This is a genomic window from Acinetobacter sp. YH01009 (assembly GCF_013420765.1).
GTDB classification, from domain to species: domain Bacteria; phylum Pseudomonadota; class Gammaproteobacteria; order Pseudomonadales; family Moraxellaceae; genus Acinetobacter; species Acinetobacter amyesii.
Window position 1 is genome coordinate 50,602 of the sequence record NZ_VOYE01000019.1, and the last position, 21,038, is coordinate 71,639.

Genomic DNA, 21,038 nt, shown 5'->3' on the forward strand with positions numbered 1-21,038 from the left:
AGGACAAAACCATGGGTCTATTTGGAAAAAAGAACAAGCCAAGTGAAAACGCCTATGCGGTGGTCACCGGTGCAGGCAGTGGTATTGGACGAAGCTTTGCTTTGGAGTTGGCACGTCGTGGTGGGACAGTGGTCTGTGCCGATATTCATTTAGAGGCAGCGCAAGAAACGGTGGATCAAATTCAATCCATGACCTCATCAAACGCATATGCAGTGCAGTGTGATGTAGGTAAAGCTGAAGAAGTTAAAGCACTGTCACAGCAAGCTGAGCAGTTGATGGGACATGCTGTGACCTTGGTGATCAACAATGCAGGCGTCGGGCTGGGTGGTAAATTTGATGAACTGAGTTTAGACGACTGGCAGTGGTGTATGCATGTCAATTTGTGGGGTGTGGTACATGGCTGCCATTATTTTGTACCCAAGCTAAAACAAAATAAGCAAGGCGGCGCGATTATTAATGTTGCTTCTGCGGCGGCATATACTGCTGCACCAGAAATGACAGCATATAACGTGACGAAGTCGAGTGTGCTGGCATTGTCTGAAACTTTATCGGCAGAGCTGCGATCGGCAAATATCCGTGTGAATGTACTGTGCCCAACCTTGGTGCCGACCAATATTATGAAAAATGGACGCTTGCCCAATCGATATTCAGGCTTGGCCGATCAATTGCTGATGAATCATGCATTTACGACGAGCCATGATGTAGCCAATTTGACATTGAATAATTTAGATGCAGGGAAGTTGTATACCATTCCGCAACCTGATGCCAAATTGTTTTGGTGGTTAAAGCGTTTATCCCCGCAAACCTATACCCGTTTATTGGGGGTGGGTTATCCCTTATTTAACAACTATATTAAAAAGTCGGGAGCAAAAGCATGAATATGCCGACACAATTACATGACGAAGATATAAAAGCATTAGATCAAGAGAAAACTCAAACTAAAAAGGCAACAACGCAAACTAATGCACGTCGTACTGTAACGTCTTCTGCCAAAGCAAAAAAAGCAGTACAAGATCAATCAGAGTCAGAGCCTAGCCTAGAAAAACCAAGCGTAGAAAATCAAGTGCGTGTCTACGATACCATTGTGATTGGTGCGGGGATATCAGGTTTAGCTGCTGCTCATCAAATGAATGAACGGGGTTATACCGATTATGTGGTTTTAGAAAAAGCCAATCGCGTGGGAGGAACATGGCGCGACAACACCTATCCAGGTTGTGGATGTGATGTCCCTTCGGCTTTATATTCTTTTTCATTTGCACCGAGTCATAAATGGAGTCATTTATTTGCCAAGCAACCTGAGATTCTGAACTATTTAGAAGGTGTTGCGGAGCAGCATGCGCTGTATCGCAACATTCAGTTCAATTGTGAATTAATTGCAGCGGAATGGAATGAGCAATTAAAGCAATGGCAATTGGAGACCAGTAAAGGTAAGTATGCGGCAAGAACAGTGATCTTTTCCACTGGGCCGATTACTGAACCGCAAATTCCAAAAATTAAAGGTATTGAAAGCTTTGAAGGTGAAATGTTCCATTCTGCGCGATGGAACCATGCCTATGACTTAAAAGATAAACGTATTGCGGTGATTGGTACGGGGGCATCTGCGATTCAGTTTATTCCTCAGATTCAACCTATTGCCAAAAATGTGGTGGTGTTTCAACGGACCGCACCATGGGTATTGCCAAAAGCAGATTTGCCACTGAATGACCGTGCGAAAGGCATCATTACCCGCTTTCCAACTGTACAAGAAACTTGGCGCAAAAGTGTGGCCGGTATATTAAATGGTATTAATTTAGGGCTGCGTAATCCTTCACTACTAGAGCCTGTGAATTATTTGGGTCGTCAGTTGTTGAAAACACAAATTCAAGATGCTGAATTACGTGAAAAAGTTACACCAAACTTTTCTATTGGTTGTAAGCGTCTTTTATTTGCCAATAACTATTATCCTGCTTTGCAGCAAGCCAATGTCGAACTTGTACCACATGGTTTAGTTGAAATAGAAGGTAATACTGTTATTGCTGCGAATGGTGAACGTCATGAAGTCGATGTCATTATTTGGGGCACAGGTTTTGAAGTTTCTCATCCGCCGATTGGGCAGCGTGTAAAAAATGCCAAAGGGGAGTTATTGTCAGAACTTTGGAAAAACAGTTCTCCTGAAGCGTTTTTGGGTACCAGTATCGCGCAAGTACCTAATGCCTTCTTGGTGCTTGGGCCAAATATTTTGGTTTATGACTCATTTATTGGGATTGCAGAAGCACAGGTTGGGTATATCGTTGATGCTTTGGTAAAAATGAAACAAGAGAAGATACAACGGCTTGAAATTAAGCCAAATGTATTGGCCTATCACAATGCAAAAGTACAGACGCATTTACAGACTACGGTCTTTAATAGTGGCGGTTGTAAGAGTTATTACTTAGATGCCAATGGGCGCAATTTTGCAGCTTGGCCGTGGTCACTGAAACAGTTAAAGCAGCGTCTTAAACAGGTGGACTTGGCAAACTATGAGACTGTTGCCTAGAGAATATTGCTTAATAAAAGTTACTTAACTTAATAAGCTAAAATAAAGCATCATCAATATTTAAACCTTTTGTTTACAGCCTAATTTCTACGTGGAATTAGGCTTTTTTATGACGATATCTGATGAAGCAGTGTGAGATTTTCTAGAAAATGGCGATTTAAAATACATTCAGCAATAAACAGCATACTTTATAACTTGTGAGGCATCGTTTTATCTAATGATTGAGCAGGAAAATTCAGTCAGATGGGTCTGTTTTAAAGTGCAAAATATATCTAGCTGCATAAAAAAACCGCCCCAAAGGGACGGTTTTTAGATTCGCACAATTCTTTCGAATTAACGACCTTGGATATCGCGTTGAGTTTCGCCAGTGTAAAGCTGACGAGGACGACCGATTTTGTAAGGTGCGCTGTGCATTTCTAACCAGTGGCTGATCCAACCAACAGTACGTGCAAGAGCGAAGATTACAGTAAACATTTCTGTTGGGATACCAATCGCTTTAAGGATGATACCTGAGTAGAAGTCTACGTTAGGGTATAGGTTACGTTTGATGAAGTATTCGTCAGAAAGCGCAATACGTTCAAGTTCCATAGCCAAAGCAAGTTGTGGATCGTTGATACCAAGTGCAGTTAACACTTCGTCACAAGTCTCTTTCATTACTTTCGCACGTGGATCGAAGTTTTTGTAAACTCGGTGACCGAAGCCCATAAGTTTAACTTCTTTAGTTTTCACTTTTTCCATGAACGGAGCAACGTTTTCTACAGTGCCGATTTCATCAAGCATCTTAAGAACAGCTTCGTTCGCGCCGCCATGAGCAGGTCCCCATAGAGCCGCGATACCCGCAGCGATACATGCGTATGGGTTAGCGCCAGTAGAACCAGCAAGACGTACTGTAGAAGTAGACGCGTTTTGTTCGTGGTCAGCATGAAGCGTGAAGATACGGTCCATTGCTTTAGCAAGAATAGGGTCAACTTTGTAATCACGGTCTGCAGGAGTAGCAAACATCATGTACAAGAAGTTTTCTGCGTAGCTTAAGTCGTTACGTGGGTAAACGAATGGTTGGCCTACAGTATATTTGTAAGTCCAAGCAGCTAAAGTAGGAACTTTAGCGATTAAGCGAATAGCAGTGATTTCGCGGTGGTCAATGTTTTCAACATCGAAACCGTTGTGATAGAACGCAGAAAGCGCACCAACAACACCACACATGATCGCCATAGGGTGAGCGTCACGACGGAAACCATTGAAGAAACGGCCAACTTGATCGTGAACCATAGTGTGGTTACGAACTTTAGCATCGAATTCTTGTTTTTGTTCAGCAGTAGGAAGCTCGCCGTTCAAAAGAAGGTAGCAAGTTTCTAAGTAGTCTGCTTTAGTAGCAAGCTGGTCGATTGGGTAGCCACGGTGTAGAAGAACACCTTTACCGCCGTCAATGAAAGTGATTTTAGATTCACAAGCAGCCGTTGAGACAAAACCAGGATCAAAAGTAAAGTGACCTGCGGCCAACACATCTTTAACGTCAATTACATCTGGGCCTAGAGTGCCACTGTAAATTGGTAAGTCAATTTCTTTGCCATCAAGCTGTAAAACGGCTTTTTTGCCAGTTGCTTCAGACATTCAATAGATCTCCTGTCCTGGTGAATGTTTTATCTGACTCAGTACTAATCTTTTAATGCGAGAATCAGACGGATCAAAAATTTGCTCTAAGATTAGAGGGAACTGAAATTTTGTCAATTATACTTATGGATATAAATTGAGGATCATTGATTGAAATGAAGCACAATTCATCCGCTTAAAAAATGAGTAAAATCACAGTGCCGACGCAGTATAATAAGTCAAATTGCAGGGGAGGTGCAGATTAAAAAAAGCCTATTGCCTTAATTGTAAGCAATTTTTAATTCTTAAAAACTCTGAAACAAATATGAATTACAAGACCGCTATTTCATTAAATTATTATAATTTTCGTAACTTACACACATCTGTGGCTCTAAATTGCTGTTTTCTTATTCATAATTAAAACGACTTAATCGCCCTTAAAAAAAAGTTCGTTTGGTTAAAAAATAGTTAATTAAACGCCTTAAACAGCCTAATAAATGATCATTTTTGTCATTGGAATGGGAAATAATGGTGTTTTATTGAACGGATTTGCTGTTGCTGAGATTTTTATGCACAGACTAAGTACTTATTTCGTTTCATGATCTTTGAGTTTTATCATTTGAGAAAATGATGCACATTTATTTTTATGATTAAGGCTTGGCGAATGTGCTGGAAGATTTTAAAATGTAGTGGGAAAAGAAAGATTTAGATTTGTTCATCTTTAGTCTAAAAGTTTAAATCACCATATACACACAAAAACAATAAATGAAATTTACATTTAACTGATTAAAACCAACAAGATAGTCTGATTTTCTTAGATAAATAAGGTATTTGTTTTTAGAAAAGTTATTGTTAATGATTCTTATTTAAGGATATTTTGCAAAATTCCTAATTGTCTTCGTTTGTGTTTTGAAAGTTCACGTTTTATAATTCCCTGTCGTTTATAAGATCAGACAGCTGCAGAGTTTATTATATTGTAATGTCTGACTATGCTAGCTTTCCTACGAATTAATTCCAACAAACTCCGGATGGAGTTTTTACTTACAGGATGCCCGCTGTGAAAAGCAACAGACCTGTCAATTTGTCCATGGGTCAAGTTTTAGAAGTAAACTTAAAATCCCCTGTGGCTATTGCATCAATTTTACACCGTCTATCAGGTGTTATCGTATTTTTACTCGTACCGGTCCTTCTTTGGATTTTAGACAAATCTCTATCTTCACCTGAAGGTTTTGCGCAAGTTCAGGCTGTGTTTGACAGCTTTATTGTGCGTTTTGTCGTATGGGTATTTGTAGCCGGCTTAATTTATCACCTTATCGGTGGTATCAAGCATCTATTTGCAGATCTTGGCGTTGCTGAAGAACTTCAAAGTGGTCGTATCGCAGCTACTATTTCATTGATCTTGTCTGCAATCGGTATTGTTGCAGCATTTGTATGGATTGTTCTCTAATGAAAAGTGCTACAGGTTTAACAGGATCAGGTTCACGCGATTGGTTTATCCAACGTGTAAGTGCCGTTGTATTGGCTGTTTATACTATTGTTGTACTGGGCTGGATCCTTTGCAATAGCGGATTCACTTTTGAGCAATGGTATGGCTTTATGATGACAACACCAATGAAGATTTTATCTTTATTGTCTGTCTTATCTCTTGTTGCGCATGCTTGGATTGGTATGTGGCAAGTATTCACTGACTATGTGACTACTCGTCAAATGGGTCCTTCAGCAAACGGTCTGCGTTTAGTGCTGACTTCTGCAGTGATTGTTGCAGTATTTGCATACGCGATCTGGGCGATCCAGATTTTTTGGGCAAATTGATAGGAAGATATCATGGGCGCTATAACCCCTAAAGAAGATTACACAAATATTCCACACCAAACTTTCGATGCAGTCATCGTTGGTGGTGGTGGTTCAGGTATGCGTGCTTCTTACCAACTTGCTCAAGCTGGTTTGAAAGTTGCTGTACTGACTAAAGTATTCCCAACTCGTTCACACACTGTTGCAGCGCAGGGTGGTATTGGTGCATCTCTTGGTAACATGCAAGAAGATAACTGGCACTACCACTTCTACGACACAGTTAAAGGTTCTGACTGGTTAGGTGACCAAGACGCAATTGAGTTCATGACTCGTGAAGCGCCGCAAGTTGTATATGAACTTGAACACCTAGGTATGCCATTTGATCGTAACGCTGACGGTACAATTTACCAACGTCCGTTTGGTGGTCATGCTGCGAACTATGGTGAAAAACCAGTTCCACGTGCATGTGCTGCTGCCGACCGTACAGGTCACGCACTTCTTCACACGCTTTATCAAAGCAACGTGAAAATGGGTACTCAATTCTTCGTAGAATGGATCGCACTTGATTTGATCCGTAACGAAGAGGGTGATGTGCTTGGTGTGACAGCAATTGACCAAGAAACGGGTAAAATTGCAGTATTCCAAGGTAAAGCAACATTGTTCGCTACTGGTGGTGCTGGTCGTGTTTACCGTGCATCTACTAACGCTTATATCAACACTGGTGACGGTCTTGGTATGGCAGCTCGTGCAGGTATTCCATTACAAGATATGGAATTCTGGCAATTCCACCCAACAGGTGTTGCGGGCGCAGGCGTATTGTTGACAGAAGGTTGTCGTGGTGAAGGTGCGATCCTTCGTAACGATGCTGGTGAGCCGTTCATGGAGCGTTATGCTCCGACACTTAAAGACTTGGCACCTCGTGACTTCGTTTCACGCTCTATGGACCAAGAAATTAAAGAAGGCCGTGGCTGTGGTCCTAAGAAAGACTACATCTTGCTTGATATGACGCATCTTGGTGCTGAAACAATCATGAAACGTCTTCCATCTGTATTCGAGATTGGTAAGAAATTCGCGAACGTTGACATCACTAAAGAGCCAATTCCTGTAGTACCTACAATCCATTACCAAATGGGTGGTATTCCTACAAACATTCATGGTCAAGTGGTTGTTCCTGTTTCTCGTGAAACTGAAGCTTTGGTTGCGAACTACAACAAAGAAACTGATGTGTACTCACACAACGCGGGCGACCGTGATTTCACTAAACCAGTGAAAGGTTTTTATGCAATCGGTGAATGTTCATGTGTATCTGTACATGGTGCAAACCGTCTAGGTACAAACTCATTGCTTGACTTGGTTGTATTTGGTAAAGCTGCTGGTGAACATATTGTTGACTACGTAACTAAACACCACGGTGATGAATACGCTCCATTACCTACAACTGTACTTGAAAACACTTTGAATCGTGTTCGTCATCTTGATGAATCTACTTCTGGTGAAAATGCTCAAGAAGTTGCAGATGCAATCCGTGACATCGTTCAAGACCACGCTGGTGTATTCCGTACATCTGCACTACTTGAAGAAGGTGTGAAACAGATTCTTGCGATCGAACCACGTGTACGCAACATTCATTTGAAAGACAAATCTAAAGTATTTAACACAGCACGTGTTGAAGCTCTAGAAGTTGAAAACTTGTATGAAGTTGCAAAAGCGACATTAATTTCTGCAGCTGCACGTAAAGAATGTCGTGGTGCGCATACAGTGGTAGATTTCGAATTACCACCTGATCATGCTGACTACCCATACGGCCGTCGTGATGATGAGTGGATGAAACACACTTTATGGTTCTCTGTAGATAACCGTCTTGAGTACAAACCAGTACGTTACAAGCCTTTATCTGTAGATGCTATTCCACCTAAACCACGTACATTCTAATTGGGAGAAGTAAGATGAGTAGAGGTACTCGTACATTTAATATCTACCGCTACGATCCTGATAAGGATGCAGCTCCGTACATGCAAACTTTTAAACTAGAGTTGACTGACAAGCACCGTATGTTGCTTGATGCGCTTCTAGCATTAAAAGTACAAGACGAATCATTAACATTCCGTCGTTCATGTCGTGAAGGTATTTGTGGTTCTGATGGTGTAAACATCAATGGTAAAAATGGTTTAGCGTGTCTTTGGAACCTAAACGACTTACCAGAAGTGATTACAATTCGTCCGCTTCCAGGTCTTCCAGTTATTAAAGACTTGGTTGTAGATATGAATCAGTTCTACGATCAGTACAATAAAATCCATCCGTTCCTAATCAACAATCAGCCTGCGCCTCCTAAAGAGCGTTTGCAGTCTCCTGAAGAGCGTGAACATTTAGATGGTTTGTACGAATGTATTCTTTGTGCATGTTGTTCAACTTCATGTCCATCATTCTGGTGGAACCCAGACAAGTTCTTGGGTCCTTCAGCATTGTTGAACGCATATCGCTTCATCATTGACTCTCGTGATACAGCAACTCAAGAGCGTTTGGCTCGTCTTGACGACCCATTCTCATTGTTCCGTTGTAAAGGTATCATGAACTGTGTATCTGTATGTCCTAAGGGTCTTAACCCAACTAAAGCAATCGGTCACATCCGTAATATGCTTTTAGATCTTGGTTAATAGATTTAGCAGTAAAAAAAAGCGCACCATTGGGTGCGCTTTTTTTGTCATATATAAAAATGATGATAGTGAAAGTTATTCGCTGTCATTGCAGAGTGCTATAAATGGATTTCATAGAAACGTAGTGAATTAAAAGTATAAAGTGATAGATAAATGGTTATTTATTGATGAAACGCTCGTTCAAGTCTGTCAAAAGGATTAGAAGATGTTATTATGTAACGTAGTAAAAAGAGAGAGGATAGGAATGTCAGCTCTCTTTTGTTTTTGTATATGAGATGAGGTAAAAATCGAACGTAGACTTTTGTCTTAATTGAAAGATCATTTTATATGTAGCACCATATCATAGATGAAAATACAAACAGTGTATTTCGCTAATTTATGAGAGGTATGTGTCAAAAAAATCAATTGAAAATGCTCGAACGTGTTAGCATTTAAAGTATCACTATATGTAAAAAATGACTTTGAATTGGGTACATTTTTTCTACAATTTAAGCGCTGTAGACGGTATATAAATGTTAATAAAGTCGCTTTAGAAAAGATAATTGCGAAAAATTTATTTTTTCTAAGATGATTTGCAAAAATTGCCCGATTTATGTCGGGTATTTCTCAATGAGTAATGATGCCGCTGAGGGCGTTATTGTTCATTAATCACATTGGGTAATCCTAATGTAGTGATAACGCCTCAAGGCTTAAGCCTAATGGGGACTAATGTCATATTACCAATTTGACATTACTAATCATGGGTTCGCTTAAAAAGCATCCTGAAATGTTTTGCAATAGGAAATGGGTCCACACATGCAAGAAGTTGCTGACGCACTGCGTCTTGACACTGAACTTAGCGCTGACAGTGCAGCGTATATTGAAGAACTTTATGAGCAGTATCTAACGGCTCCAGACTCAGTAGAGGCTGATTGGCGTGAATACTTCGATAAATTCCCGAAAGGTGATCAACCACACAGCAATGTACGTGAGCAATTCCTATTATTAGGCCGTAATTCAAGCCGTGTTCAGCCTGTAGTGCAAAGTGCAGTAAGTTCTGAGCATGAACGCCGTCAAATCGGTGTATTACAGTTGATCGCTGCATACCGTAACCGTGGTCATCAAAACGCAAAATTAGATCCACTAGGTCTTGCAAAACGTGAAATCGTGCCTGATCTAGATCTTGCTGCGCATGGTTTAACTCAGTCTGACTTAGACACTGTATTTAATACAGGTAACCTTGCAATCGGTAAATCTGAAGCAACACTTGGTGAAATGGTTCAAGCAATGGAAGCAACTTATACTGCTTCGATTGGTGTTGAATACATGCACATTGTTGATACCAAAGAAAAACGTTGGATTCAACAACGCCTTGAAGGTACTCGTGGTCAATTTGGCTACACTGCAGACCAGAAAAAACATATCCTTGAACGTCTAACTGCAGCTGAAGGCCTAGAAAAATACCTTGGTAACAAATTCGTTGGTGCGAAACGTTTCGGTGTTGAAGGTGGTGAATCTTTCATTCCTATGGTGAATGAACTTATTCAACGTGCGGGTTCGGTAGGTTGTAAAGAAGTGGTTATCGGTATGCCTCACCGTGGCCGTTTAAACCTTCTTGTAAACATCATGGGTAAAAACCCAGCTGATCTATTTGGTGAGTTCGAAGGCAAATCTCTGCATAAAAAAGGCTCTGGTGACGTTAAATACCACCAAGGTTTCTCTTCAAACGTCATGACTCCGGGTGGCGAAGTTCACTTGGCATTAGCGTTTAACCCATCACACTTAGAAATCGTTGGACCTGTAGTAGAAGGTTCTGTACGCGCACGTCAAGTACGTCGTAAAGATATCGGTGGTGATGATGTATTACCAATCATCGTTCACGGTGATGCTGCATTTGCAGGTCAAGGTGTAAACCAAGAAACTTTCCAAATGTCACAAACTCGCGGTTATACCGTGGGTGGTACAGTTCATATCGTCGTGAACAACCAAGTTGGTTTCACAACGTCTGACCCACGCGATGCGCGTTCTACAGAATACTGTACTGACATCGCGAAAATGATCCAAGCACCGATCTTCCATGTGAACGGTGATGATCCTGAATCTGTATTATTTGTTTCTCAATTGGCACACGATTTCCGTCATACATTCCGTAAAGACGTTGTGATCGATATGTTCTGCTACCGTCGTCGTGGTCATAACGAAGCTGACGAGCCAGCTGCAACTCAGCCAATGATGTATCAAATCATCAATAAAAAAGCGACTACTCGTACGCTTTATGCTGACAAACTTGTACAAGAAGGCGTTCTTGATCGTGCTTCTGCTGATGCAATGGTTGAACAGTATCGTTCTGACCTTGAAGCAGGAAAACACGTTGCAAATGCGTTGGTACTTGAGCCAAATACAAAAATGTTTGTGGACTGGAAACCTTACCTAGGCCACGAATACACAGACAAATGGGATACGACTTTCCCAGTCGAACGTCTAAAAGAGCTTGGTGCGAAAATGCGCGAGCTTCCTGAAGGCTTCGTGATGCAACGTCAGGTTGCTAAAGTGATTGATGACCGTCTGAAAATGCAGACTGGTGAAATGCCATTGAACTGGGGTGCTGCTGAAACATTAGCTTACGCGTCTCTTCTAGATGAAGGTTTCCTTGTTCGTTTAACAGGTGAAGACGTTGGTCGTGGTACATTCTCACACCGTCATGCAAAACTTCATAACCAAGTAGATGGTTCAACTTACATTCCATTATGTAACTTGAAAGAAAACCAACCGCGTACTGCAATTTATGACTCTTTATTGTCAGAAATGGCGGTTCTTGCATTCGAATACGGTTATGCAACAACTCTTCCAAAGAGCCTTGTCATTTGGGAAGCGCAATTTGGTGACTTCGCAAACTGTGCACAGGTTGTAATCGATCAGTTCATCGCGTCTGGCGAAACGAAGTGGGAACGTGTATGCGGTCTGACTATGCTTCTTCCACACGGCTTTGAAGGTCAAGGTCCTGAGCATTCATCAGCTCGTTTAGAGCGTTTCTTACAGCTATGTGCTGAAGAAAACATGCAAGTGATCACACCGACTACACCAGCGCAGATTTACCATGCGATGCGTCGTCAAGCACTTCGTCCAATCCGTAAACCAATGATCGTGACTTCACCGAAGTCTCTTCTTCGTCACAAACTTGCAACCTCTACATTAGAAGAACTTGCAAATGGTTCATTCCAAACTGTGATTGATGAAATCGACAACATCAACAAATCAGACGTAACTCGTCTAGTGCTTTGTGGTGGTAAGGTTTACTACGACTTACTTGAAAAACGTCGTGAAAAAGAATTGAACAACACAGCAATCGTTCGTATTGAACAATTGTATCCGTACCCAGAAGCACGTCTTGCTGAAGTTCTTGCACAATATCCAAACGTTAAAGAATTGGTTTGGGCTCAAGAAGAACCGAAGAACCAAGGTGCATGGTTATTCATCGCTCCGCGTCTTTATGACGACGTGATGAAAGCGGGCAAACAAGTTCGTATTAGTTATGCAGGTCGTGAAGCTTCTGCTGCACCGGCTTGTGGTTCACCATATTTGCACGCAAAACAACAAGCTCAGCTCGTAAATGATGCTTTAGCTATCGTAGCTGAATAACAGGAGATTCTTAATAATGGCAACCGAAATTAAAGCACCGGTATTCCCAGAGTCAGTTGCTGACGGTACAGTTGCAACTTGGCACAAACAACCAGGTGAAGCAGTATCACGTGACGAAGTGATTTGTGATATTGAAACAGATAAAGTTGTTTTAGAAGTTGTAGCTCCTGCTGACGGTACGATTTCTGCAATTGTTAAAAACGAAGGCGATACAGTTTTATCGAACGAAGTGATTGCGACTTTTGAAGAAGGTGCTGCTTCTGGCGCTGCTCAAACTCAAGCTGTTCAATCAGAAGAGAAAGTAGAACAAGCTGCTGCGCAAACTCAAGCGGGCGCTGCTCCTGTTGTTGAACGTGCTCAACCTGTTGCTGATCAAGCTCCTGCAGTGCGTAAAGCATTGACTGAGTCTGGCATTGCTGCTGCTGACGTTGCTGGCACTGGCCGTGGCGGTCGCATCACTAAAGAAGATGTTGCAAACCATCAAGCTAAACCAGCTGCTCCTGCTGCTGCGCCATTAAGCGTTGCTGTTGGTGAACGTATCGAAAAACGTGTTCCTATGACTCGTCTTCGTAAGCGTGTTGCTGAACGTCTACTTGCTGCAACTCAAGAAACTGCAATGTTGACTACGTTCAACGAAGTAAACATGAAACCAATCATGGAAATGCGTGCGCAATACAAAGATGCTTTTGAAAAGCGTCATGGTGCACGTCTTGGCTTCATGTCATTCTTCGTTAAAGCGGCAACTGAAGCACTTAAACGCTACCCAGCTGTAAACGCTTCGATTGATGGTAATGACATCGTTTATCACGGTTTCTACGACATCGGTGTTGCTGTATCAAGCGACCGTGGTCTAGTAGTTCCAGTTCTTCGTGACACTGACCGCATGAACTATGCTGAAGTTGAAAATGGTATCCGTGCATACGCTGGTAAAGCGCGTGATGGTAAATTGGGTATTGAAGATATGACTGGCGGTACATTCACTATTACTAATGGTGGTACTTTCGGTTCTTTGCTTTCTACACCTATCTTAAATACGCCACAAACTGCGATTTTGGGTATGCATAAAATCCAAGAACGTCCTATGGCTGTAAATGGTCAAGTTGAAATCTTGCCAATGATGTACTTAGCGCTTTCTTATGACCACCGTCTAATCGATGGTAAAGAAGCAGTAGGCTTCCTTGTAACAATCAAAGAATTGTTAGAAGAACCAGCTAAGCTAATCCTTGATCTTTAATACTTCAGAATAATGCAATGGGCTTAGAGCGATCCTCTAAGCCCATTTTTGGAGATACACATGTCTCAATTTGATTTAGTTGTTATTGGTGGCGGTCCTGGTGGTTATGAAGCTGCTATCCGCGCTGCTCAATTAGGCTTTAAAGTAGCTTGTATTGAAAAACGTATTCATAAAGGTAAACCATCTTTAGGTGGTACTTGCTTAAACGTGGGTTGTATCCCATCTAAAGCATTACTTGATTCATCTCACCGCTATGAAGATACCGTTCATCACTTAGATGACCACGGTATTACAACTGGTGAAGTGAAATTTGATCTTGCAAAACTGCTTGATCGTAAAGACAAAATTGTTAACCAATTGACGATGGGTATTGATGGCCTACTTAAAGGCAATGGTATCGAATGGTTAAAAGGTACAGGTAAATTGCTTGCAGGTAAGAAAGTTGAGTTTGTATCTCACGAAGGTGAAACTCAAATTTTAGAACCTAAATATGTAATCCTTGCATCGGGTTCTGTACCGGTAAATATTCCTGTTGCTCCTGTAGACCAAGACATTATTGTTGACTCTACTGGTGCGCTTGAGTTCCCAGAAGTGCCTAAACGTCTTGGCGTAATTGGCGCGGGTGTCATTGGTCTAGAGCTTGGTTCTGTTTGGCGTCGTCTAGGTGCTGAAGTTGTTGTATTTGAAGCAATGGATGCATTCTTACCAATGGCTGATAAAGCTTTGGCAAAAGACTACCAAAAAGTATTGACTAAACAAGGTCTTGATATCCGTGTTGGCGCTAAAGTTGCTGGTACAGAAGTAAATGGCCGTGAAGTTACTGTTAAGTATACGCAAGGTGGCGAAGACAAAACTCAAACTTTCGATAAATTGATCGTTTGTGTTGGCCGTAAAGCATATGCAGAAGGTTTATTGGCTGAAGATTCAGGCATTAAACTCACTGAACGCGGTCTAGTTGAAGTAAACGATTGGTGTGCAACTTCGGTTGAAGGCGTATACGCAATTGGTGACTTGGTACGTGGTCCAATGCTTGCACATAAAGCAATGGAAGAAGGCGTAATGGCTGTTGAGCGTATCCACGGTCATGCAGCTCAAGTGAACTATGACACTATTATCTCTGTAATTTACACACACCCAGAAGCGGCGTGGGTTGGTTTAACAGAAGAGCAAGCGAAAGAAAAAGGCCACGAAGTTAAAACAGGTCAATTTGGTTTTGCTGCAAATGGTCGTGCAATGGCTGCTGGTGAAAACGCAGGCTTTGTTAAGTTTGTTGCTGATGCGAAGACTGATCGTCTACTCGGTATGCACGTGATTGGACCTGCTGCGTCTGACATCGTACACCAAGGCATGATCGCACTTGAGTTCGTATCAAGTGTTGAAGACCTACAGTTAATGACTTTCGGTCACCCGACATTCTCTGAAGTCGTTCACGAAGCTGCACTTGCAGTGGATGGGCGTGCAATTCACGCGATTCAGCGTAAACGTAAATAAGATGTAAAAAGAGCGGCTTAGGCCGCTCTTTTTTGTTTCAGATGGTTGTTTTAATTTGAATAATCATCTAAAAATAAAGATAAGAAATATTTTAAGATTTAAAAAGGTTAAAGCTGCTTTGACGGATGTCTGGGCTTTAATGGGTCATAACAAAGCGAAAAAAGAGTAAAAGGTTGTTCAATGAATCTACACGAATATCAAGCTAAAGCGTTATTAAAAAAATATGGTATGCCAGTCCAAGAAGGCGTATTTGTAACTACCGCAGAAGAAGCAGGCAAAGCTTTTGAGCAACTGGGTGGTAAGTTTGCGGTACTCAAAGCCCAAGTGCATGCAGGTGGTCGTGGTAAAGCAGGCGGCGTTAAAGTCGTAAAATCTGCACAAGAAGCCACTGATTATGTGAACCAAATGGTCGGCTCACGCTTAGTCACTTATCAAACAGATGCATTAGGTCAACCCGTCAGCGGTATTTTGGTATCTGAAGATGTTTATCCAGTAGAGCGTGAATTGTACCTAGGTGCTGTAGTAGACCGTTCTAGCCGCCGTGTGACCTTTATGGCATCGACTGAAGGTGGTGTGGAAATTGAGAAAGTTGCAGAAGAAACCCCAGAAAAAATTATAAAAGTTGAAGTTGATCCTCTAGTTGGGTTGTTACCATTCCAAGCGCGTGAAGTGGCATTTGCTTTAAACCTAAAAGATGGTCAAGTGAATCAATTTGTCAAAATCATGTCTGCGGCTTATCAAGCATTCATTGAAAATGATTTTGCTTTATTTGAAATTAACCCGTTATCCGTACGTGAAAATGGCGAGATTTTATGTGTGGATGCAAAAATTGGTATTGACTCAAATGCTTTATATCGCTTACCAGAAATCGCAGCACTACGCGATAAAACGCAAGAAAATGAGCGTGAGCTGAAAGCATCAGAATTTGATCTGAATTATGTTGCCTTAAAAGGCAATATTGGCTGTATGGTCAATGGTGCTGGCCTAGCGATGGCAACCATGGACATCATTAAACTCTATGGTGGTCAACCTGCAAACTTCCTAGATGTAGGCGGTGGCGCGACCAAAGAACGCGTAATTGAAGCCTTTAAAATCATTTTGGCGGATAGTTCTGTGCAAGGTGTATTAATTAATATTTTTGGTGGGATTGTACGTTGTGACATGATTGCTGAAGCAATTATTGCAGCGGTTCAAGAAGTAAATGTGACTGTACCTGTGGTTGTTCGTCTAGAAGGGAACAATGCAGAGTTGGGTGCAAAATTACTTGATGAATCAGGTTTGAAATTGATTTCTGCAAATGGCTTGGCTGATGCTGCAGAAAAAATTGTTGCTGCGGTAAAAGGCTAAGGGAGTAGAGATCATGAGCGTATTAGTAAATAAAGACACAAAAGTATTGGTACAAGGCTTTACTGGTAAAAATGGCACATTCCATTCAGAACAATCGATTGCTTATGGCACTAAAGTTGTTGGTGGTGTAACACCGGGCAAAGGCGGCACACAACATTTGAATCTGCCCGTATTCAATACCATGAAAGAAGCTGTACGTGAAACGGGTGCAACGGCAACTTCGATTTATGTACCGGCACCATTTGTCCTAGATTCAATTATTGAATCGATTGATTCAGGTGTTGAGCTGATTGTGGTGATCACTGAAGGTGTGCCGACACTCGATATGCTAAAAGCTAAACGTTACCTAGAAACCTATGGCAATAACGCACGCTTAATTGGGCCAAACTGTCCAGGGATTATTACCCCAGGTGAATGTAAGATCGGTATTATGCCGGGGCATATTCATCAACCAGGTAAAATCGGCATTATCTCGCGTTCAGGGACGTTAACCTATGAAGCTGTAGCGCAAACCACCAAGCTGGGACTAGGTCAGTCTACCTGTATTGGGATCGGTGGTGACCCTATTCCGGGTATGAACCAAATTGATTGCTTAAAGCTGTTCCAAGACGACCCGCAAACTGAAGCGATCATCATGATTGGTGAGATTGGTGGTACAGCAGAAGAAGAAGCAGCTGAATATATCCAGTCGAATGTTACAAAGCCTGTTGTTGGTTATATCGCGGGTGTAACTGCACCTAAAGGTAAACGTATGGGGCATGCAGGGGCAATCATTTCGGGCGGTAAAGGCACAGCTGAAGAGAAATTCGCTGCCTTTGAAAAAGCGGGTATGGCTTATACCCGTAGTCCTGCTGAATTAGGTTCGACCATGTACGAAGTGCTGAAAGGAAAAGGTTTGGTTTAATCGCCATACTTAAACATCAAAAGAGAATCTTCGGATTCTCTTTTTTTTTACGCAAAAAAAAAGCGTATTTCAGCCGCTATGCAAAAGCCATAAGGGCATGGCTATGTGTTCTGCTTTGGGGTGCAGTGACGCTGCATAAACGGATGGAATATTGGTTGTTCAATAACTATGAAATGTAAAGAACACATAATAATCCGAATATGTGATGATTGCGGGGATGGTCATAGGTTTATGATTTTTAAAAATAATTTCGTATAGCGTGCAGTATATTGATTTTAGGGAAAATAACTAATTTAATTGAGATTTTTAATGGATCTTTATCATCAAAGAGCTTTTTTACTTGGATGAAGCCTAATATTTTCAATAGAAATTATTTTATTTGTAATTTTCTCAAGCCTTATACAAAGGATGGTAGATCAGGAATATGAGAAGGGGGAGCTTTAAAATTGGTGAAATTTGCTATCTCAGTGATGAAATTTTTTTAAGAAAATCTACATGAGCATATACATCTATAGTCAGCTATTATTTTTTAGTTGATGGTTTGAAGTGCAAAAACCTTGTTAGGCCCTATTTTTAATTTAATAAGCAATTTCCAAGTTTTATAAAAACAATAGATAGAACAAAATGTTATCGAGCTGAATATATAGAAGTAAATATCTTATTCTGTAAGATGAGAAGGATATATCAATTAATTGATTTTAAATATTTTGTTTCATAATTTTATGCTGTTTGCTCTATAGCTTCTAAATGAGTATTTTTATGAAATACGCCATTTGTTCATTGATTTAACATCAGGCTGTGATGCGAAATATAAATGTCAGAAACCATTAAAAGCGCTCTGATAAGACAGAAAATGTTGTTCATTTCTTTGGGAGATTGTATGCCCATAAGTACAAGTATCTAAGCCATAAAAAAAGCAGTGCGGACACTGCTTTTTTAATTCATTTAGAATGTGTTGCTCAAGCAATCACTTCTGAATAAAGAGATTTGATGGAGCCCTATCTCAATCAAAAACTTAGTTTTTGCTGGTTTTTAAGCTCTGAGTTAAACCGTTAATATCGCCACCTTGGATACCCAGCTCACTCATCAAGCTATCAATCAGTGGGGCCTGGCTGCGGTAGCGTAGGGCACTATTCACCACTTGGTCTGACAAGGCAACATTACCGCTGCCTTCGTGGTGAGCATCACCTTGGCAAGAACCTGCATGACCACCATTTAGGCCATTCACTTGCAAAATCTTAATGTCATCAATGTTTTCCATTGGTTTCACACTTTCGCGAATGATTTCAGGTAAGTATTTCAGCATCGCTAAACGAATTTGCATTTCAACCTGTTCAGATGACAATACGTTGTTTGCTTCGTTCACTGCACGTGTACCTTCAGCATCAACTTGGTATTGTTTTTCCATCGCCTGAGCCAAGAGAACTTTTGCGTCAGCTTCACCTTTGGCTTTTAAGCGAACTTTTTCAGCTTCGGCTTCAGCTGCAATACGAATCGCTTCTGCATCATCTGCTGCTGCTTGTTTACCTGCTTCTGCCGCGACAGTAATGGCAATCGCATCTTTCTCCGCTTTTTCTTTCGCAGAGACCAATTCAACAGCTTTTTGACGTTCAGCTTGTTGGATTTGACGAACGGTAATGACTTCTTCTTCGGCTTTTACCGCTTGAGCACGGGCTTGATCGGCATGCGCTTTAGCTTCAGATTCAGCACGAGATTTTTCTGCAATAGCAATGGCACGGTCTTGCTCAGCCAACTCAATGGTTTTCTTTTGTTCCACTTGGGCTTGCTGAATAATTTGTGACTTTTGAATATTTTGATTTTCAACGTCACGTGCAGCAGTAATACGCTTTAAGTCAACTTCACGTTCAGCAGCAATACGCGCTTCTTCGGCTTCACGTTTTTTCGAAGCTTCTTGTGATGCAATTTCTGCAAGCTGTTCTGCACGACGAACTGAAATTTCACGTTCTTGTTGCAGTTTTGCATATTCTTCTTCACGCAAAATTTGTAGACGTGCTTGTTCTGCTTCTAAGTTCTTGGTCTTGATTGCAAGATCTGCATCTTGCTCAATCGCATTACGTTTACGACGACGGTCTTCAATGGTTTCTGTCAGTTTAGTTAAACCTTCAGCATCGAACGCATTTTGTGGGTTGAAGTATTTAAAGCCTGTTTGGTCTAAGCCAGTTAATGAAACGGTTTCAAGTTCCAAACCGTTTTTATGTAAATCTTCAGACACCACTTGCTGAACTTTTTGTACAAAGTCGACACGTTTTTCATGCAACTCTTCCATCGCCATTTCTGCGGCAACTGCACGTAGAGAGTCAACGAATTTTCCTTCGACCAAATTCTTTAACTCATTTGGCGACATGGTCTTTTGACCCAAAGTCTGTGCTGCGGTAGCAATCGAATCTGCGGTTGGTTTCACACGGACATAGAACTCTGCCATCACATCGACACGCATACGGTCACGTGTAATCAGCGCTTGGTCATCTGCACGGCGTACTTCAAGACGTAGGGTGTTCATATTGACTGGGATAATTTCATGTAGCACCGGAAGCACAATAGCACCGCCACCTAAAATCACTTTTTCACCGCCGAAGCCTGTACGCACAAATGAAATTTCTTTACTTGAGCGACGATAAAGTCGAGCAATAATAAAACCAATAAAAATAAGTGCGGCAAAAATTATCCCGACTGAAACAAGGATACCGCTTGGAATAATGTCTAACATGGACGTTTATCTCTTTTGTTGTAGTTCAAGTTAACCCTCTAAAGTGCTAACGAGTTTGATTTAAAAATCAGTATTTTGTTGACTCATCATCACTTCGAGATTTGCAGAAGGAATGACGCGTAAAATGTATTTATATGGTGTTAGAAGAACTGACCGAGTATCAATTCATTCAAAATTTAGAGCATGGTGGCTTGGAAGCCTACATTTGTTTTTTGGGTTAAAACCACTGATTGACCTTGGCTGAAAATTTCATTTTGTTCAGGTTCAACCAAAATATAATGGGTCAATCCGTGTTGATCTTTGACTTTGGCTTGAGCAGGAGACTGTGGTCGTGCATCACCCAAAATGATCGTGGCCGTTCTACCGATCAATTCATCACTATAAATGGCAGTTGTTTCATCTTGGGGTAAAATACGGGCAATGAGCATTGCGCTAAAACGTACGAAGGGCATGCACAAAAAAACACAGGCTGGTGCAATAATCCATGCACTAAACATCATACTGGTCATTTGGTTAACGACAGCTTGAATAGCAAAGCCCAACAAACTATAGACACATAAGAAAATGATGAGCCATACAAACAGTGGAATACGACCCAAATACAACCAATCGAGCACACGTGTCACGATACCTGCATCGGCATCTACACCTAGCTCTGCATTATGACCAACATCCTCAGGTAGGAATTGATCTAAGAAGCCTTGAGAACCACCCCCTAAAATTGTTAACACAATCTCAAAAAGTCCAAACAAGAACATTAAGCAGAGACTGATGCTAAACACGATATTAGACGGGTGAGTAAACAATTCCCACATTATATTTATCTCTATATTTATGCTTATAAAAAATCAAAAAAATAATTTTGGCCGAATTTTTTTCAGTAAATAAAATAACATTATCTGTCGAAATTGTGTAAAAAAATTACAGATCAGATTAACAAAAAGTCGGCTTTTATGTGAGCTATTACTAAGTTTTTCTTTAAAAATAGTTGATCAATTAAATCAGGATTATCTAAATCTAAAATGAATAGCACTTCTACAGAGGTGGTCCCACATGTTTGAACAACTAAAAGCGTATTTATAAGTGATATTCCGCTCTAGTTAAGCCACCTTGTTTTGTTGGGGTAGCTGATCATAGTAAAACTCATTTAGCCTTGCGAAGCAGTG

Annotated in this window: 14 protein-coding genes; 11 read left to right on the plus strand and 3 right to left on the minus strand. The window is 41.1% G+C overall.

The annotated features are described in order from the left end of the window. The first annotated feature begins 11 nt into the window (after positions 1-11). Both FTT76_RS15420 and FTT76_RS15425 read left to right on the plus strand, forming a co-directional pair. Positions 12-878 (plus strand): SDR family NAD(P)-dependent oxidoreductase, encoded by an 867-nt coding sequence (locus FTT76_RS15420; protein WP_180049131.1) that lies wholly within the window; start codon positions 12-14, stop codon positions 876-878. After that, complete coding sequence (locus FTT76_RS15425) at positions 875-2,515, plus strand: NAD(P)/FAD-dependent oxidoreductase (RefSeq protein WP_180190614.1); 1,641 nt, start codon at positions 875-877, stop codon at positions 2,513-2,515. The genes FTT76_RS15420 and FTT76_RS15425 overlap by 4 nt, the downstream gene beginning before the upstream one ends. A gap of 333 nt (positions 2,516-2,848) precedes the next feature. On the opposite strand, the gene gltA is transcribed toward FTT76_RS15425, so the two are convergent. Continuing rightward, a complete protein-coding gene (gltA, locus tag FTT76_RS15430) occupies positions 2,849-4,126 on the minus strand; it encodes a citrate synthase (protein WP_078189909.1) in 1,278 nt (425 codons plus the stop codon). Positions 4,127-5,153: 1,027 nt separating this feature from the next. On the opposite strand from gltA, the gene sdhC reads away from it, so the two are divergent. The 9 genes from sdhC to sucD all read left to right on the plus strand — a co-directional run bounded on the left by sdhC (position 5,154) and on the right by sucD (position 17,144). Next, entirely contained in the window at positions 5,154-5,552 is a 399-nt protein-coding gene (gene sdhC / locus FTT76_RS15435; RefSeq protein WP_078189908.1) for a succinate dehydrogenase, cytochrome b556 subunit, read from the plus strand. After that, complete coding sequence (sdhD, locus tag FTT76_RS15440) at positions 5,552-5,917, plus strand: succinate dehydrogenase, hydrophobic membrane anchor protein (protein ID WP_078189907.1); 366 nt, start codon at positions 5,552-5,554, stop codon at positions 5,915-5,917. Before sdhC ends, sdhD begins: the two co-directional genes overlap by 1 nt. 12 nt (positions 5,918-5,929) lie before the next feature. Then, positions 5,930-7,828 (plus strand): FAD-binding protein, encoded by a 1,899-nt coding sequence (locus FTT76_RS15445; protein ID WP_180049126.1) that lies wholly within the window; start codon positions 5,930-5,932, stop codon positions 7,826-7,828. Positions 7,829-7,842: 14 nt separating this feature from the next. Beyond that, positions 7,843-8,550: a succinate dehydrogenase iron-sulfur subunit gene (locus FTT76_RS15450; protein WP_078189905.1), complete on the plus strand. Its 708-nt coding sequence runs from the start codon at positions 7,843-7,845 to the stop codon at positions 8,548-8,550. 795 nt (positions 8,551-9,345) lie between these two features. Continuing rightward, entirely contained in the window at positions 9,346-12,168 is a 2,823-nt protein-coding gene (locus FTT76_RS15455) for a 2-oxoglutarate dehydrogenase E1 component (protein ID WP_180190615.1), read from the plus strand. Positions 12,169-12,184: 16 nt separating this feature from the next. Continuing rightward, positions 12,185-13,402, plus strand: coding sequence for a 2-oxoglutarate dehydrogenase complex dihydrolipoyllysine-residue succinyltransferase (odhB, locus tag FTT76_RS15460; RefSeq protein ID WP_078192990.1), 1,218 nt, complete (start codon positions 12,185-12,187; stop codon positions 13,400-13,402). Between the two features lie 60 nt (positions 13,403-13,462). Continuing rightward, positions 13,463-14,893: a dihydrolipoyl dehydrogenase gene (gene lpdA, locus FTT76_RS15465; RefSeq protein WP_078192989.1), complete on the plus strand. Its 1,431-nt coding sequence runs from the start codon at positions 13,463-13,465 to the stop codon at positions 14,891-14,893. A gap of 180 nt (positions 14,894-15,073) precedes the next feature. Then, complete coding sequence (gene sucC, locus FTT76_RS15470) at positions 15,074-16,240, plus strand: ADP-forming succinate--CoA ligase subunit beta (RefSeq protein WP_180190616.1); 1,167 nt, start codon at positions 15,074-15,076, stop codon at positions 16,238-16,240. Positions 16,241-16,253: 13 nt separating this feature from the next. Continuing rightward, on the plus strand, positions 16,254-17,144 hold the full coding sequence (gene sucD, locus FTT76_RS15475) for a succinate--CoA ligase subunit alpha (RefSeq protein WP_168379215.1): 891 nt from the start codon (positions 16,254-16,256) through the stop codon (positions 17,142-17,144). A 1,015-nt stretch (positions 17,145-18,159) separates the two neighbouring features. Here the strand turns inward: sucD and FTT76_RS15480 are convergent. After that, the gene (locus tag FTT76_RS15480; protein ID WP_180011015.1) at positions 18,160-19,872 is read right to left on the minus strand and encodes a flotillin family protein; all 1,713 of its coding nucleotides are present in this window, start codon (positions 19,870-19,872) and stop codon (positions 18,160-18,162) included. Between the two features lie 176 nt (positions 19,873-20,048). Then, positions 20,049-20,687, minus strand: coding sequence for a YqiJ family protein (locus FTT76_RS15485; protein ID WP_180105917.1), 639 nt, complete (start codon positions 20,685-20,687; stop codon positions 20,049-20,051). Between the last annotated feature and the right edge of the window lie 351 nt (positions 20,688-21,038).